This window comes from Streptomyces sp. NPDC033221 (genome assembly GCF_055577005.1).
This window is the reverse complement of the sequence record NZ_JBVIQN010000038.1, coordinates 17,397-30,693: the sequence shown is the minus strand read 5'-3', so window position 1 is coordinate 30,693 and position 13,297 is coordinate 17,397. Positions and strand designations below refer to the sequence as shown.

Annotated in this window: 14 protein-coding genes; 9 read left to right on the top strand and 5 right to left on the bottom strand. The window is 69.8% G+C overall.

Going from position 1 to position 13,297, the window contains the following annotated elements:
- Positions 1–235: 235 nt before the first annotated feature.
- Positions 236–985, bottom strand: coding sequence for an SDR family NAD(P)-dependent oxidoreductase (locus ACZ53K_RS35195; protein WP_468844929.1), 750 nt, complete (start codon positions 983–985; stop codon positions 236–238).
- Positions 986–1,132: 147 nt separating this feature from the next.
- On the opposite strand from ACZ53K_RS35195, the gene ACZ53K_RS35190 reads away from it, so the two are divergent.
- The 4 genes from ACZ53K_RS35190 to ACZ53K_RS35175 all read left to right on the top strand — a co-directional run bounded on the left by ACZ53K_RS35190 (position 1,133) and on the right by ACZ53K_RS35175 (position 3,491).
- On the top strand, positions 1,133–1,765 hold the full coding sequence (locus tag ACZ53K_RS35190; RefSeq protein ID WP_468844926.1) for a TetR/AcrR family transcriptional regulator: 633 nt from the start codon (positions 1,133–1,135) through the stop codon (positions 1,763–1,765).
- Between the two features lie 188 nt (positions 1,766–1,953).
- Positions 1,954–2,379 (top strand): helix-turn-helix domain-containing protein, encoded by a 426-nt coding sequence (locus ACZ53K_RS35185; protein ID WP_468844923.1) that lies wholly within the window; start codon positions 1,954–1,956, stop codon positions 2,377–2,379.
- A gap of 34 nt (positions 2,380–2,413) precedes the next feature.
- Positions 2,414–3,013, top strand: a complete 600-nt coding sequence (locus tag ACZ53K_RS35180) for a hypothetical protein (RefSeq protein ID WP_468844920.1) — start codon at positions 2,414–2,416, stop codon at positions 3,011–3,013.
- Positions 3,014–3,149: 136 nt separating this feature from the next.
- Complete coding sequence (locus ACZ53K_RS35175) at positions 3,150–3,491, top strand: DUF2516 family protein (RefSeq protein ID WP_361159069.1); 342 nt, start codon at positions 3,150–3,152, stop codon at positions 3,489–3,491.
- A 69-nt stretch (positions 3,492–3,560) separates the two neighbouring features.
- On the opposite strand, the gene ACZ53K_RS35170 is transcribed toward ACZ53K_RS35175, so the two are convergent.
- Both ACZ53K_RS35170 and ACZ53K_RS35165 read right to left on the bottom strand, forming a co-directional pair.
- Complete coding sequence (locus tag ACZ53K_RS35170; RefSeq protein WP_468844917.1) at positions 3,561–4,976, bottom strand: PP2C family protein-serine/threonine phosphatase; 1,416 nt, start codon at positions 4,974–4,976, stop codon at positions 3,561–3,563.
- Positions 4,977–5,268: 292 nt separating this feature from the next.
- Positions 5,269–6,324 carry a C40 family peptidase gene (locus ACZ53K_RS35165; RefSeq protein WP_468844914.1) on the bottom strand — a complete coding sequence of 352 codons (1,056 nt, stop codon included), beginning with the start codon at positions 6,322–6,324 and terminating at the stop codon, positions 5,269–5,271.
- 500 nt (positions 6,325–6,824) lie between these two features.
- Here ACZ53K_RS35165 and pstS point away from each other — a divergent pair, with 500 nt between their 5' ends.
- The 4 genes from pstS to pstB all read left to right on the top strand — a co-directional run bounded on the left by pstS (position 6,825) and on the right by pstB (position 10,932).
- Complete coding sequence (gene pstS / locus ACZ53K_RS35160) at positions 6,825–7,949, top strand: phosphate ABC transporter substrate-binding protein PstS (RefSeq protein ID WP_468844911.1); 1,125 nt, start codon at positions 6,825–6,827, stop codon at positions 7,947–7,949.
- Between the two features lie 95 nt (positions 7,950–8,044).
- A complete protein-coding gene (gene pstC, locus ACZ53K_RS35155; protein ID WP_468844908.1) occupies positions 8,045–9,046 on the top strand; it encodes a phosphate ABC transporter permease subunit PstC in 1,002 nt (333 codons plus the stop codon).
- Positions 9,043–10,122, top strand: a complete 1,080-nt coding sequence (gene pstA / locus ACZ53K_RS35150; RefSeq protein WP_468844905.1) for a phosphate ABC transporter permease PstA — start codon at positions 9,043–9,045, stop codon at positions 10,120–10,122. The genes pstC and pstA overlap by 4 nt, the downstream gene beginning before the upstream one ends.
- 33 nt (positions 10,123–10,155) lie before the next feature.
- The gene (gene pstB, locus ACZ53K_RS35145; RefSeq protein WP_468844902.1) at positions 10,156–10,932 is read left to right on the top strand and encodes a phosphate ABC transporter ATP-binding protein PstB; all 777 of its coding nucleotides are present in this window, start codon (positions 10,156–10,158) and stop codon (positions 10,930–10,932) included.
- Between the two features lie 139 nt (positions 10,933–11,071).
- Here pstB and ACZ53K_RS35140 read toward each other — a convergent pair whose 3' ends face one another.
- The gene (locus tag ACZ53K_RS35140) at positions 11,072–12,070 is read right to left on the bottom strand and encodes an inorganic phosphate transporter (RefSeq protein WP_468844900.1); all 999 of its coding nucleotides are present in this window, start codon (positions 12,068–12,070) and stop codon (positions 11,072–11,074) included.
- A gap of 6 nt (positions 12,071–12,076) precedes the next feature.
- Positions 12,077–12,697 (bottom strand): DUF47 domain-containing protein, encoded by a 621-nt coding sequence (locus ACZ53K_RS35135; protein WP_003983068.1) that lies wholly within the window; start codon positions 12,695–12,697, stop codon positions 12,077–12,079.
- Between the two features lie 194 nt (positions 12,698–12,891).
- Between ACZ53K_RS35135 and ACZ53K_RS35130 the strand changes: the two genes are divergently transcribed.
- A complete protein-coding gene (locus tag ACZ53K_RS35130; protein ID WP_468844897.1) occupies positions 12,892–13,293 on the top strand; it encodes a metal-sensitive transcriptional regulator in 402 nt (133 codons plus the stop codon).
- Positions 13,294–13,297 lie beyond the last annotated feature (4 nt).

The window sequence follows — 13,297 nt, the reverse complement described above, 5'->3', positions numbered from 1 at the left end:
AGGAACGGGACAGGTCGGCAGATGGCCAAGGTTGACTGTGGCGGACGGACAGGTGGTTCAGGTGGGCCGGGAATGGCCGGCTGAAGCGCCCCCGCCCCCGTGTGACTGAGCGCTCCAGTTGGCCACCCTGAGCTTCATGGTTGGCCTCGGGGTATGGGGTGCTTTGGCATGGTGAGGCCGCGTTTCGCGAAGTCGCATCGGCCGCCTGGCAGGCACTTGGTCCGGGGCGCCCTGCTCAGGGTCGCAGGTACCACGCGGGGGCCTGCGGAGCCGGCGACTCGGGGTGGAACTGCTCGACGCGGTCGCGCTTGGTGTGCATGTCCCAGCAGAGCTCCGCGAGATCGTCCGGGTCGGCGACCGGGAAATGCGGGCCGTCGGCCGACTCGAAGGCGGCCTGGGCCGCAGCGGACACCTCACTGCGGGCGATCAGGGACGCGATGGTCAGAGCACCGGCGTAGATCCCCTTGTCCGCCAGCTCGGCGTTGAGGGAGTACAGGTAATTACGCGTGGCGGCCATCACCGGGCCCAGGCCGCTGAGGTGGGGCATGGGCTGCGCCGCCGAGTAGCCCTGAGCCAGCAGGAAGGTGCCCTCGCCACGCTCGGTCCACTCCGGCAGCACGGCCCGGACCACCTCGACCGGGGTGAGCAGCAGCAGCGGGGTCAGTCCCCCCAGGGTGGCCGCGTCCAGCTCGGCGGCGGGGGTGAAGCCCTGGTCGCCGCTGATCGGCCCGTACTCGACCACGTCGATCCGGCCGAAGCGGTCATGGATCGCCTCGACGAGGGCGGGCACCCCGGCCGGCTGGGAAAGATCGGCGGGAAACGCGACCGCTTCGATGCCTTCACCGGCGAGCACCTCGACGAAGGCGTCCAGCCGGTCCTTGCGGCGGGCCACCAGGGCGACCCGGAAGCCTTCGCGCCCGAAGCGGCGGGCGACGGACACCCCCAGACCGGTACCGGCACCGAAGACGGCGATCACTTTGGACATAGGACCACCCCTTGCCACGGCAGCTTTCTTGACCCTTGGGTCAACTTGTTCGCCGACGGTAGCACGCGACTTGAACCGGGGGTCAAGTTAGTCTGAGGGGAATGCGGCCAGGGTGGCCGCAGCGCCGGAACCAGGAGGAACGACCTGATGCGGGCCGACGCGCAACGGAACGCGGAGAAACTGCGGGCAGCCGCCGCCGAGCTCTTCCAGGAGCGCGGCCTCAAGGTGCCCCTCAAGGAGATCGCCCGCCGGGCCGGAGTCAGCCACGGCACGCTCTACAACCTCTTCGGCACCCGCGAGGCGCTCATCGACGAAGTCGTGGCAGGGCTGGCCGCAGACCGCCTCGGCGAAGCCGCCGAACACGCCCTGTCCTTCGAGGAGGCCGGGGAGGGGTTCGCGTACTACATCGAGAGGGTCTGTGAACTGCAGGCCACCGATCCCGCGGTCGCCGACGTCGTCAGCGGACGCTTTCCCGCCGCCGAGTGCCTGATGGCCATCTGCGGCCAGACGAAGGACGCCGCCACACGGATCATCGAGCGAGCCCAGCTCGCCGGCGCTGTCCGCCCGGACTTCACCGGCGAAGACCTCCTGCTCTTCTTCGGCACCAACGCTCTCCTCGCTCGCGCGGTCGCGGACACCGCGCCCGATGCCTGGCGCCGCCAAGTTGCCTTCCTGCTGACCGGACTGAGCACGGAACCAGCGCAAGAACCGCTTTCCGTCGCTCCGCTGGCCCCGCCGCAGATGTACGAAGTGATGGGCAGGCTCGCCGGCACGCCGTAGCAGGTCCGGACGCCGCCCTGGAAGTACGCGACACCGCGACCGGGAGCACCGCAGCGGCTCGGCGCTGAGCACCGCAGCGGCCGACTGAAACGCCCAGTGGCCAACTGAAGTGCTCAGTCACACCCCGCCCACGCCACTTTTGCTAGCGCCCGCTTGCAATAGTTAGCACGATGGCGCACCATCGGGGCATGGCATCACTCAACGTCGGCAACCTCGGCGAGTTCCTGCGGGAGCAGCGGCGTACTGCGCAGCTGAGTCTGCGGCAGCTCGCGGATGCCGCCGGGGTGTCCAATCCGTATCTCAGTCAGATCGAGCGCGGGCTGCGCAAGCCGAGTGCGGACATCCTGCAGCAGCTGGCCAAGGCGCTGCGGATCTCCGCCGAGACGCTGTATGTGCAGGCCGGGATCCTCGACGAGCGGAAGGTGGACGGGGTCGAGGTGCACACCGCGATCCTCACCGACCCCGCGCTGACCGAGAAGCAGAAGCAGGTACTGCTGCAGATCTACGAGTCCTTCCGCAAGGAGAACGGACACGGGAGCGGAAGCGACGGCACGCCCGCCGACGGGCCCGCTCCGGATGCCCGAGAGGCCGACGGCGACCCGCACGCCATCTGAGCGACCGACCACCGATACCTGGAGGAACCACGCCATGGCCATCACCGACGACGTTCGCAAGGCGCTCACCGACCCGACTCCGCTGTACGCCCTCGCCGGCGGTGTCGACCTCGCCGCCGAGAAGGCCAAGGAAATCCCGGCCCTGGTGGAGAAGCTCCGCCAGGAGGCCCCCAAGCGCTTCGAGGCCGTCCGCAACACCGACCCGAAGACCGTGCAGGACCGGGTCACCAAGGAGGCGAAGGAGGCGCAGGACTGGATCACCCGGCAGCTGGGTCTGCTCGACGCCGACTTCAAGAAGCTGAGCCAGCAGACGCAGGACCTCGTGCTGCAGGGTGTCGGCCGCGCCGCCGAGACCGCGGTCAAGGCCCGTGAGGGGTACGAGGAGTTGGCCGAGCGCGGTCGCGGCGCGGTGCAGAGCTGGCGCAGCGAGACCGCCGAGGCCACCGAGGACCTCGCGGTCGCGATCGAGCCGGAGCCCCGCCAGGAGCCGAAGCAGGAGCCCGTGGCGGAGACCACGGCCGAGAACACGGCCGGTGCCGACAGCGAGGCGAAGACCGCCACGGCAAAGAAGGCGCCGGCCGCCAGGAAGACCCCGGCGAAGAAGACCACCTCGCCGGCCGAGAACGGCAAGTAGGCGACCCACCGGCAGCACGCCGGTCAGAACGGCAAGCAGGCGATCCGCCGGCAGCGGGCCGGGCACGCACCGCGTGTCCGGCCCGTTCTCCGGGTACGGTGGGCCGACGGCGGACCGAGTCGAACGGGTGGTGGCAGTGCTGATCTACGGTTTCCAGAACGTGCTGAGCTGGGTGCAGCTGGTGCTGGCCGTGTACGCCGCCGCGATGCTCGTCGACGCGGCCGTACGGCGGGAGGACGCCTATCGGGCGGCCGACAAGCAGACCAAGGGCATGTGGCTGATCTTCCTGGTGATCGCCACCGCGCTGCTGTTCCTGCTGCCGCTGATGTCGTTCCTGCCGATCATCGGGCTGATCGCCGTGATCGTCTATACGGTCGATGTGCGTCCCGCGATCAAGGGGATCACCGGCGGCCGCGGGCCGCGCCGTGGCGGGTCCAGTTCGGACGGGCCGTACGGGCCGTTCAACGGCGGGCGGTAGCGCGGGGCGGGGTGGCGCGGGGCGGGGCCGGGTGGCTCTACCGATTCCGTGCGTGGTGGCGGCCGGGCGTCAGTTCCGTATGCGTCCCCGGTCCAGCAGGAGGACGGCCACGTCGTCCGTCAGTTCTCCGCCGTTGAGGTCCCGGACCTCCGTGACCGCCGCGTCGAGCAGTTCCTCGCCGCGCAGCCCGGCCGCCATCTGACGTCCCACCAGTTCGGTCATGCCCTCCTGGCCGAGGCGCTGGTTGCCGTTGCCGACGCGGCCCTCGATCAGGCCGTCCGTGTACATCATCAGGCTCCAGGAGCCGCCCAGCGCGACCTGGCGGCGCGGCCAGCGGGCGCCCGGCAGCAGGCCCAGCGCCGGGCCGCCCTCCTCGTACGGGAGCAGTCGCGGCGCCCCGCCGGACCGGGCAAGCAGCGGCGCGGGGTGACCGGCCAGGCAGACCCCGGCGTGCCGTCCGTCCGGCGCGATGTCCACCAGGCACAGGGTCGCGAAGATCTCGTCGTCGGCGCGCTCGTTCTCCAGCACTTTCTGGAGGGTGGACAGCAGGGCGTCGCCGCACAGTCCGGCGAAGGTCAACGCGCGCCAGGCGATGCGCAGTTCGACGCCGAGCGCGGCCTCGTCGGGCCCGTGGCCGCAGACGTCGCCGATCATCGCGTGCACGGTGCCGTCGGCGGTCCGTACGGTGTCGTAGAAGTCGCCGCCGAGCAGCGCGCGGCTGCGTCCGGGGCGGTAGCGGGCCGCGAAGCGCAGGTCGGAGCCGTCCAGGAGCGGTGTGGGCAGCAGCCCGCGCTCCAGCCGGCGGTTCTCCTGGGCAAGCATCCGCGACTCGGTGAGCTGGCGCTGCGCGAGGTCGGCGCGCTTGCGCTCGACGGCGTAGCGCACCGCCCGGCTGAGGACCGCGCCGTCGAGTTCGTCGCGGAAGAGGTAGTCCTGCGCGCCGACGCGTACGGCTTCGGCGGCCCGCTCGGCGTCGGCCTCGGAGGTCAGCGCGAGGACGGCGTGGGAGGGGGCCATCCGCAGCACCGCGCGCAGGGCGCCCAGCTCGTCGTGGTCGCCGTCCTCCTCCGGCGGGTGCCCGTCCCGTTCCGTGCGCTCCTGCGGGCCCGGGGGGGCCAGGTCGAGCAGGATGCAGTGCACGTCGTCGGTGAGCAGCCGTTCCGCCTCGGTGAGGTTGCGGGCCGTGCGGACGCGGACCCTGCGGCCCTGCCAGTCCCGCATCTCGGGTACGGAGCTGGTGGGGTCCTCGCCTATGAGCAGCAGGGTCAGCCCGGCGTCGCCGGAGCGGGCGGTGGAGGGGCGGGGTGAGGGGTCGGTGTGGTGGGTGGAGTGGGTGGTGTGGGTGGCTTCTGGGGCAGAGGGGTCCGGGGTGCCCGCTGCGTCCGACGGCCCGGCCGCGCGGGACGCGTCGTCGCACGCGTCGCCCGCCGGCGCTGCCTGCTCCGGCAGCACGGCCGTCCGCTGACGCGGAATGGGTACGGACATGCTCTGCTTCCTTCCCTCCCCCCGAGGGTGCACGGGCCCGCCGAACGGCGCGCCACCGTGCCCGGTTCCGCCGCCGCCCGGCGGTCGGTCCGGGCGGTGCGCCACCGGGCACCGAGAGGCGACCATAGCGGTAGCGCGGATCCTTACGGAATGGCCGACGGCACCCGGCACTTGTCATATGCCGTACCCCACAGGCCGGATGACCTGGGAAGGGAGGGGCGCGGAATGACGAACATCACCTCGACGGCGTCAGGTTGGCCCCTGGCGCTCCGTGACGAAAAGCACGTCCACCTCACGCAGCGTCGTCGGGCCGCACCACCCCGAGGATCGGCATCGACCCGGCCCCGGTGATCGTGATCTGCCGGCCCGGCCGCGGCGCGTGCACGATCGCGCCGTCGCCGATGTACATGCCGACATGGCTCGCGTCGGGGTAATAGATGATCAGGTCGCCGGGACGCATGTCCTTCAGGGCGACGCGCGGCAGCTGACGCCACTGCTCCTGCGACGTCCGCGGGATCGACCGTCCGCCGGCCTGCCAGGCACGCATGGTCAGTCCCGAGCAGTCGAAGGTGTCCGGGCCCTCGGCGCCCCACACGTAGTCCTTGCCGATCTGCGAAGTGGCGTACGACACCGCCTTCTTGCCGGCCGCCGAGGCGTGCGCGCCGATGTCCTTGAGCACACCGGAATCCAGCCATTTCTGCTGCTCCTGGAGCGCCCGCGCGTCCTCCAGCTTCTTCAGCCGCTCCTTCTCCTCGGCGGCCAGCCGCGATTCCAGCTGCTGCGCGGCCTCGATCTTCTTGCGGACGTCGAGCTGCGCGGTCTGCGCCTTCCTGCGGTTCTCCTCCAGCCGCTCCCAGCGGTCGGTCGCGTCCTGCGAGTACCCCTCCAACACCGACTTCGTACGGGCGAGTTCGGCACCCAGGTCCTTCGCGGCCTGCTGGCCCTTGCGGACCAGCGCGGCGTTGTCGAGGAAGCGCCCGGGGTCCTTGTTGAGCATCAGCCGGGCCTCGGGGGGGATGCCGCCGCCCCGGTACATCGCGCTGGCCAGCGCGCCCGCCTGGCGCTTCAGCTCGTCCATCCGCCGCTGGGTCCGGTCGATGGTCTGCGCCAGCCTGACGATCTCCTTCTGCTGGAGGTCGACCTGCCCCTTCGCGGCGTTGTACGCCTCGGTGGCCTGCTCCGCCGTGCGGTAGAGGCCCTCCAGCTCCTTGCGCACCTCTTCGATGCGCTGTTCGGACACGACCGGCCCGGGATCGGCGTACGCGGCCGGAGCCGTCCCGCCGAGGATTCCGGTCACGCCCAGGACCACCGCCGTGGCGGCCAGTACACCGCCGCGCGGCCGCCTCACGCTCCGTACGCCACGTCCGCCCGATACACCGCGTCCACCCGATACGCCGCGTTTGCCGTTTCCATGGCGTTCACCCCGTCCTGCCCCCTGCCGCCCCACCAGCCACCTCCGGTCGGTCCGCACCGATTCGTGCACCTCTCCTCGCGCGGATGCTGCCATACCGGCGGGTAATCCGACAGAGCAAAGCCGAGGATTCCGGACCGTTCGTACGCCGCCCCCAGCCGACGGCCGAGGTTCACCCCCCGTTCACTCTCCTCCATCGGCGGCTTCACCTGATCTGCCTAATTTCGGCCGTACCGAACGGCGCGCCACTCCTTCGGAGCGAACGCCGCACGGCATTGCTGAACCATCGGGCGAACCGCCCCGGCGACCCTTGCCCGGCCCCTGCGGCCGCCGCACAGTGACCCCACCGTCACAGCCCGGTCGCCGCGCCGGCGACCACCCATATCTCCACCCCGCACGCCGAAGAAGCGGCGCGCCCCAGGAAGGAACACACGACAGTGAAGCAGCAGCAGCGCAAGAACCGGGTTCGCGCCCTCGCCGTTGGCGCTCTCGCCGTCACCGGTGCCCTGGCCCTGTCGGCGTGCGGCTCCGACGACACCAGCGGTGGCGGCGGGACGGCCTCCGCGAAGGCCGGCAACATCAAGTGCGAGGGCAAGGGCAAGCTGCTCGCCTCCGGCTCGTCCGCGCAGAAGAACGCCATGGACGCCTGGGTGCAGGCCTACTCGGGCGCCTGCAAGGACACCAGCATCAACTACCAGCCCACCGGCTCCGGCGCGGGCATCACCACCTTCCTCCAGGGACAGACCGCCTTCGCGGGCTCCGACTCGGCGCTCAAGCCCGAGGAGGTGGAGAAGTCCAAGCAGGTCTGCAAGGGCGGCCAGGCGATCAACCTGCCGATGGTCGGCGGCCCGATCGCGGTCGGCTACAACGTGCCCGGTGTGGACAGCCTCGTGCTGGACGCGCCGACCCTCGCCAAGATCTTCGACTCGGAGATCACCAAGTGGAACGACCAGGCGATCAAGAAGCTCAACCCCGACGCCGACCTGCCGGACCTCAAGATCCAGGCGTTCCACCGCTCCGACGACTCCGGCACCACCGACAACTTCACCAAGTACCTCAAGGGCGCCGCGCCCGACGCCTGGAAGCACGAGCCGGGCAAGACCTGGCAGGGCAAGGGCGGTCAGGCCGCGTCCGGCTCGGCCGGTGTGTCCTCGCAGGTCAAGCAGGTCAGCGGCGCGATCTCCTACTTCGAGCTGTCCTACGCCACGGCCAGCAAGATCAACACGGTCAAGCTGAACACCGGCGCCAAGGCCCCGGTCGAGGCCACCGTCGACAACGCCTCCAAGGCCATCGCCGAGGCCAAGCAGGTCGGCAAGGGCAGCGACCTGGCCCTGAAGCTGAACTACACCACCAAGGCCGAGGGCGCCTACCCGATCACCCTGGTCACGTACGAGATCGCCTGCGACAAGGGCAACAAGGCGGAGACCCTGCCCGCCGCCAAGTCCTTCCTGACGTACATCGCAGGCAAGGACGGCCAGAACGCCCTCAAGGAGCTGGGCTACGCGCCGCTGCCGGCCGAGATCGCCGACAAGGTCCGCTCGGCCGTCTCCTCGCTCTCCTGACCCACCGGGCGGCGGCCCGCGCACCGCAGGCCGCCGCCCGTCCGGTGCACCGCCGCGCCAGGAGCCCCCGCCGGGCTCCGCAGACCGGAGAAACCATGAACTCAGCACCCTCGATACCCAGCGCCCCGCCCCCGCCACCGCCCGCGCGCACCGCCTCCGCGGTGTCCGGCAAGGCGGTCCGCCCCGGTGACCGGATCTTCCTCGGTCTGTCCCGCGGCTCGGGCATCGCGCTCCTGGTGATCATGGCCGCCATCGCGGCCTTCCTCACCGTCCGTTCCGTGATCGCCATATCCGGGGACCACGCGAACTTCCTGACCTACTTCGACTGGACCGCCTCCGGCACCGAGCCGAAGTTCGGCATCGCCGTCCTCGCCTTCGGCACCGTCGTCAGCTCGGTGATCGCGATGGTCATCGCGGTCCCGGTCGCGGTCGGCATCGCGCTGTTCATCTCGCACTACGCGCCGCGCCGGCTGGCCTCCCCGCTCGGGTACGTCATCGACCTGCTCGCCGCCGTCCCCAGCATCGTCTACGGCCTGTGGGGCGCCCTCTTCCTCGTACCGCACCTGACCGGCCTGTACGGCTGGCTGGACGATTACCTCGGCTGGACCGGCATCTTCGCGTACGGCGACACCGCGGCCCGCTCGCTGTTCACCGTCGGCATCCTGCTGGCGATCATGATCCTGCCGATCGTGACCAGCGTCAGCCGCGAGGTCTTCCTCCAGGCACCGAAGATGCACGAGGAGGCCGCGCTCGCGCTCGGCGCGACCCGCTGGGAAGTCATCCGGATGTCCGTACTGCCCTTCGGCCGCTCCGGCGTCATCAGCGCCTCGATGCTGGGCCTGGGCCGCGCGCTCGGCGAGACGATGGCCGTGGCCACCGTCCTGTCCCCCAACTTCCTGATCGGCACCAGCCTGCTGGACCCGGGCGGCGGCACCTTCGCCCAGAACATCGCCAGCAAGTTCAGCGAGGCCGACGCGTTCGGGCAGGACGCCCTGATCGCCTCCGGCCTCGTCCTCTTCGTCATCACGCTGCTCGTCAACGGCGCGGCCCGCCTGATCATCGCCCGCCGCAAGGAGTACTCGGGGGCCAACGCATGAGTAACACGGTCACCGCGCGACGGCCCGTCGCCGACAGCGCGCCGCTTCCGGTCTCGCTCAAACAGCCCCGGCTGCCCCGCTGGGCCCCGGCCGGCCTCGCCGTGGCCGCGGCCGCCGTGGGCTGCGGCATCGGCCTGGCAGCCGGCCTGGAGAGCCGTATCCAGTGGGGCCTGATCGCCGCCCTGCTGTTCGTCCTCGGTACGTTCGTGATCTCCGCTGCCGTCGAAGGCACCCGGCAGGCCAAGGACCGCCTGGCCACCAGCCTGGTCTGGATCTGCTTCCTGCTGGCCGTGATCCCGCTGGCCTCCCTCATCTGGGAGACCGTCGCACGCGGCGCGAAGGTCGTCGACGGATACTTCCTCAGCCACTCGATGGGCACCCTGCCCGACGCGATGGCCGGCGGCGGCATCTACCACGCCCTCATCGGCACCCTGCAGCAGGTGGCCCTGGCCACCCTGATCGCCGCGCCGATCGGCCTGCTCACCGCGATCTACCTGGTCGAGTACGGGCGCGGCACGCTCGCCAAGGCCGTCACCTTCTTCGTCGACGTGATGACCGGCATCCCCTCGATCGTGGCCGGCCTGTTCGTCCTGTCGGTGTGGATCCTGATCCTCGGCTTCGGCCCGTCCGGCTTCGCCGGCGCGATGGCCCTGGCCATCCTGATGATGCCGGTGGTCGTGCGCTCCACCGAGGAGATGCTCAAGCTCGTCCCCAACGAGCTGCGCGAGGCGTCCCTGGCCCTGGGTGTGCCCAAGTGGCGCACCATCCTCAAGGTGGTGCTGCCCACCTCGATCGGCGGTATCGCCACCGGCGTGATGCTGGCCGTCGCCCGGATCACCGGTGAGACCGCGCCCGTACTGCTGCTGGTCTGGGGCGCGAAGACGATCAACAACAACCCCTTCGAAGGCGCCCAGCAGTCGCTGCCGCTGTATGTGTTCCAGCAGTGGCAGCAGGGCTCCGACGCCTCGTACGACCGTGCGTGGGGCGCGGCGCTCGTCCTGATCGCCTTCGTCATGATCCTCAATCTGGTGGCCCGCGGCATCGCCCGCTGGAAGGCCCCCAAGACCGGCCGCTGACTCCCCAGCGACATGAAAGAAGCAGTGATTTCCATGGCCAAGCGAATCGACGTCAGCGGCCTCTCCGCGTACTACGGCAGCCACCGGGCCATCGACGACATCTCCATGACAGTCGAGCCCCGCTCGGTGACCGCCTTCATCGGCCCCTCGGGCTGCGGCAAGTCGACGTTCCTGCGCACCCTGAACCGGATGCACGAGGTCACCCCCGGCGGCCGCGTCGAGGGCAAGGTGATGCTGGACGACGAGAACCTGTACGGCAGCGGCGTGGACCCGGTGGCGGTCCGCCGCACCGTCGGCATGGTCTTCCAGCGCCCGAACCCGTTCCCCACCATGTCGATCTTCGACAATGTCGCGGCGGGCCTGCGCCTGAACGGTTCGTACAAGAAGTCCGAGCTGTCCGCGATCGTGGAGAAGTCCCTCAAGGGCGCCAACCTCTGGAACGAGGTCAAGGACCGGCTGAACAAGCCCGGCTCCGGCCTGTCCGGCGGCCAGCAGCAACGGCTGTGCATCGCCCGCGCCATCGCGGTCGAGCCGCAGGTCCTGCTGATGGACGAGCCGTGCTCGGCGCTCGACCCGATCTCCACGCTCGCCATCGAGGACCTGATCGGCGAGCTGAAGGAACGGTTCACGATCGTCATCGTGACGCACAACATGCAGCAGGCGGCCCGCGTCTCGGACCGTACGGCCTTCTTCAACCTGGCCGCGGTCGGCCAGCCCGGCAAGCTCGTCGAGATCGACGACACCGAGCGGATCTTCTCCAACCCGTCGGTCCAGGCCACGGAGGACTACATCTCCGGCCGCTTCGGCTGACCGGCCCCGCGCGTCCCGCGCCGGCCGGCCCAGCGCGTCCTGCGGTGCTGCATGGCGGTGCCACCGCAAGGACGAGGGCCCGCCCTCCGGTGCCGGAGGGCGGGCCCACAAGAACGAGCGGCTCAGCGGCCGCACACCGTCACGCGAACACCAGGTGGACGCACCAGTAGCACAGGGCGGCCACCGCCGCGCCGGCGGGCATGGTGATGAACCAGCCCATGACGATGTTCTTGGCGACGCCCCAGCGCACCGCCCTGGAGCCCTTCGTCGAGCCCACACCCATGATCGCCGAGGTGATCACGTGGGTGGTGGAGATCGGCGCGTGGAACATGAACGAGGCGGTGTACATGACGGACGCCGCCGTCGTCTCGGCCGCGAAGCCCTGCGGCGGGTCCAGCTCGATGATCCGCCGGCCGAGCGTGCGCATGATGCGCCAGCCGCCCGCGTACGTGCCCAGCGACAGGGTCAGCGCACAGGCGATCTTCACCCAGACCGGGATGGCGTCGCCCGCGCCCTGGACGTCCGCGATGACCAGCGCCATCACCACGATGCCCATGGTCTTCTGGGCGTCCTGGAGGCCGTGCCCGAGCGCCATGCCGGCCGCCGAGACGGTCTGCGCGATGCGGAAGCCCCGCTTCGCCTTGTGCGGGTTGGACTTCCGGAACAGCCACATGATCGCGACCATCACGAGATAGCCGAGGACCAGGCCGATCACGGGCGAGAGGAACATCGGGACGACGACCTTCTCTATGACGCCCGACCAGTAGACGGTCGTACCGCCCGCCAGCGCCGCGCCGACCATGCCGCCGAACAGCGCGTGCGAGGACGACGACGGCAGCCCGAAGTACCAGGTGACCAGGTTCCAGACCACCGCGCCGACCAGCGCGGCGAAGAGGATGCCCATCCCCTTGGAGCCCTCGGGCGTGGAGATCAGTCCCTTACTGACCGTCTTGGCGACCCCGCTGCCCAGGAAGGCACCGGCGAGGTTCATCACCGCGGCCATCGCGAGCGCCGCCCGCGGGGTCAGAGCCCGCGTGGAGACCGAGGTCGCGATGGCGTTCGCGGAGTCGTGGAAGCCGTTCGTATACGTAAATCCGAGCGCGACCCCGATGGTCACGATGAGCGCGAAGGTGTCCACCGGAGGTCAGGACTCCTTGACCGCGATCGTCTCGACCGTATTGGCGACATGCTCGAAGGCGTCGGCCGCCTCTTCCAGGATGTCCACGATCTGCTTGAGCTTGAGCACCTCGATGGCGTCGTACTTGCCGTTGAACAGGTGCGCGAGCAGCTTGCGGTGGATCTGGTCGGCCTGGTTCTCCAGGCGGTTGACCTCGATCCAGTACTCGGTGAGGTTGGACATCGTCCGCAGGTTCGGCATCGCCTCGGCGGTCAGCTCCGCCGCCCGCGCCAGCACCTCGATCTGCTGCTCGACACCCTTGGGCAGCTCCTCGATGCTGTAGAGGACGACCAGGTCGACGGCCTCCTCCATGAAGTCCATGATGTCGTCGAGCTTCGAGGCGAGGTTGTAGATGTCCTCGCGGTCGAACGGCGTGATGAAGGAGGAGTTCAGCTGGTGGAAGATCGCGTGGGTCGCGTCGTCCCCCGCGTGCTCCGCAGCCCGCATCCTCTCGGCGATCTCTGTCCGCGCGGAGGCGTCCGCCCCGAGCAGTTCCATCAGGAGCTTGGAGCCTGTGACGATGTTGTCCGCGGACGCGGCGAACATGTCGTAGAAGCTCGTCTCCCTGGGGGTCAGACGAAAGCGCACGTGAAATCCTCGGGGTGCATCGGATTCGGTCGAGATGATGCTAGGCGCATCATCCAGCCACAGCTAACCGGCATTCCTTCAGTGTCGCCCATCGGGCACCATGCTCTGCACGGGGTACCGCCCGCGCCTGCGAATTTCTGTACCATATACCCACTAGGGGTATATGGAATGCCTACGCACCACGGGAGATGGCCATGACGACCACGGACGCCGACACCAACGGCACCACCGCAGCCGCCGCGGCCCGCCCCACCGACGGGCCGAAAACCGCCCTCGGCACCGACCCCGCCGCCGTCACCGACCACGACCTGGGCATCCACGGTTACGCGCAGCAGAAGGACGCCCACATCAAGAGGCTGCGCCGGATCGAGGGCCAGATCCGCGGCCTCCAGCGCATGCTGGAAGAAGATGTGTACTGCATCGACATACTCACCCAGGTGTCCGCGAGCACGAAGGGCCTGCAGTCCTTCGGCCTCCAGCTCTTGGAGGAGCACCTGCGGCACTGCGTCGCCGACGCCGCCGTCAAGGGACCCGAGGCCATCGACGAGAAGGTCAAGGAAGCCACCAAGGCCATCGAACGGATGCTGCGCACCTGACCGC

Coding starts and splice junctions, on each gene's coding strand:
- ACZ53K_RS35185 (WP_468844923.1), top strand. CDS start 1,954: ATGGCATCACTCAACGTCGGCAACCTCGGCGAGTTCCTGCGGGAGCAG.
- ACZ53K_RS35130 (WP_468844897.1), top strand. CDS start 12,892: ATGACGACCACGGACGCCGACACCAACGGCACCACCGCAGCCGCCGCG.
- pstB (WP_468844902.1), top strand. CDS start 10,156: ATGGCCAAGCGAATCGACGTCAGCGGCCTCTCCGCGTACTACGGCAGC.
- pstA (WP_468844905.1), top strand. CDS start 9,043: ATGAGTAACACGGTCACCGCGCGACGGCCCGTCGCCGACAGCGCGCCG.
- ACZ53K_RS35180 (WP_468844920.1), top strand. CDS start 2,414: ATGGCCATCACCGACGACGTTCGCAAGGCGCTCACCGACCCGACTCCG.
- ACZ53K_RS35195 (WP_468844929.1), bottom strand. CDS start 985: ATGTCCAAAGTGATCGCCGTCTTCGGTGCCGGTACCGGTCTGGGGGTG.
- ACZ53K_RS35170 (WP_468844917.1), bottom strand. CDS start 4,976: ATGTCCGTACCCATTCCGCGTCAGCGGACGGCCGTGCTGCCGGAGCAG.
- pstC (WP_468844908.1), top strand. CDS start 8,045: ATGAACTCAGCACCCTCGATACCCAGCGCCCCGCCCCCGCCACCGCCC.
- ACZ53K_RS35190 (WP_468844926.1), top strand. CDS start 1,133: ATGCGGGCCGACGCGCAACGGAACGCGGAGAAACTGCGGGCAGCCGCC.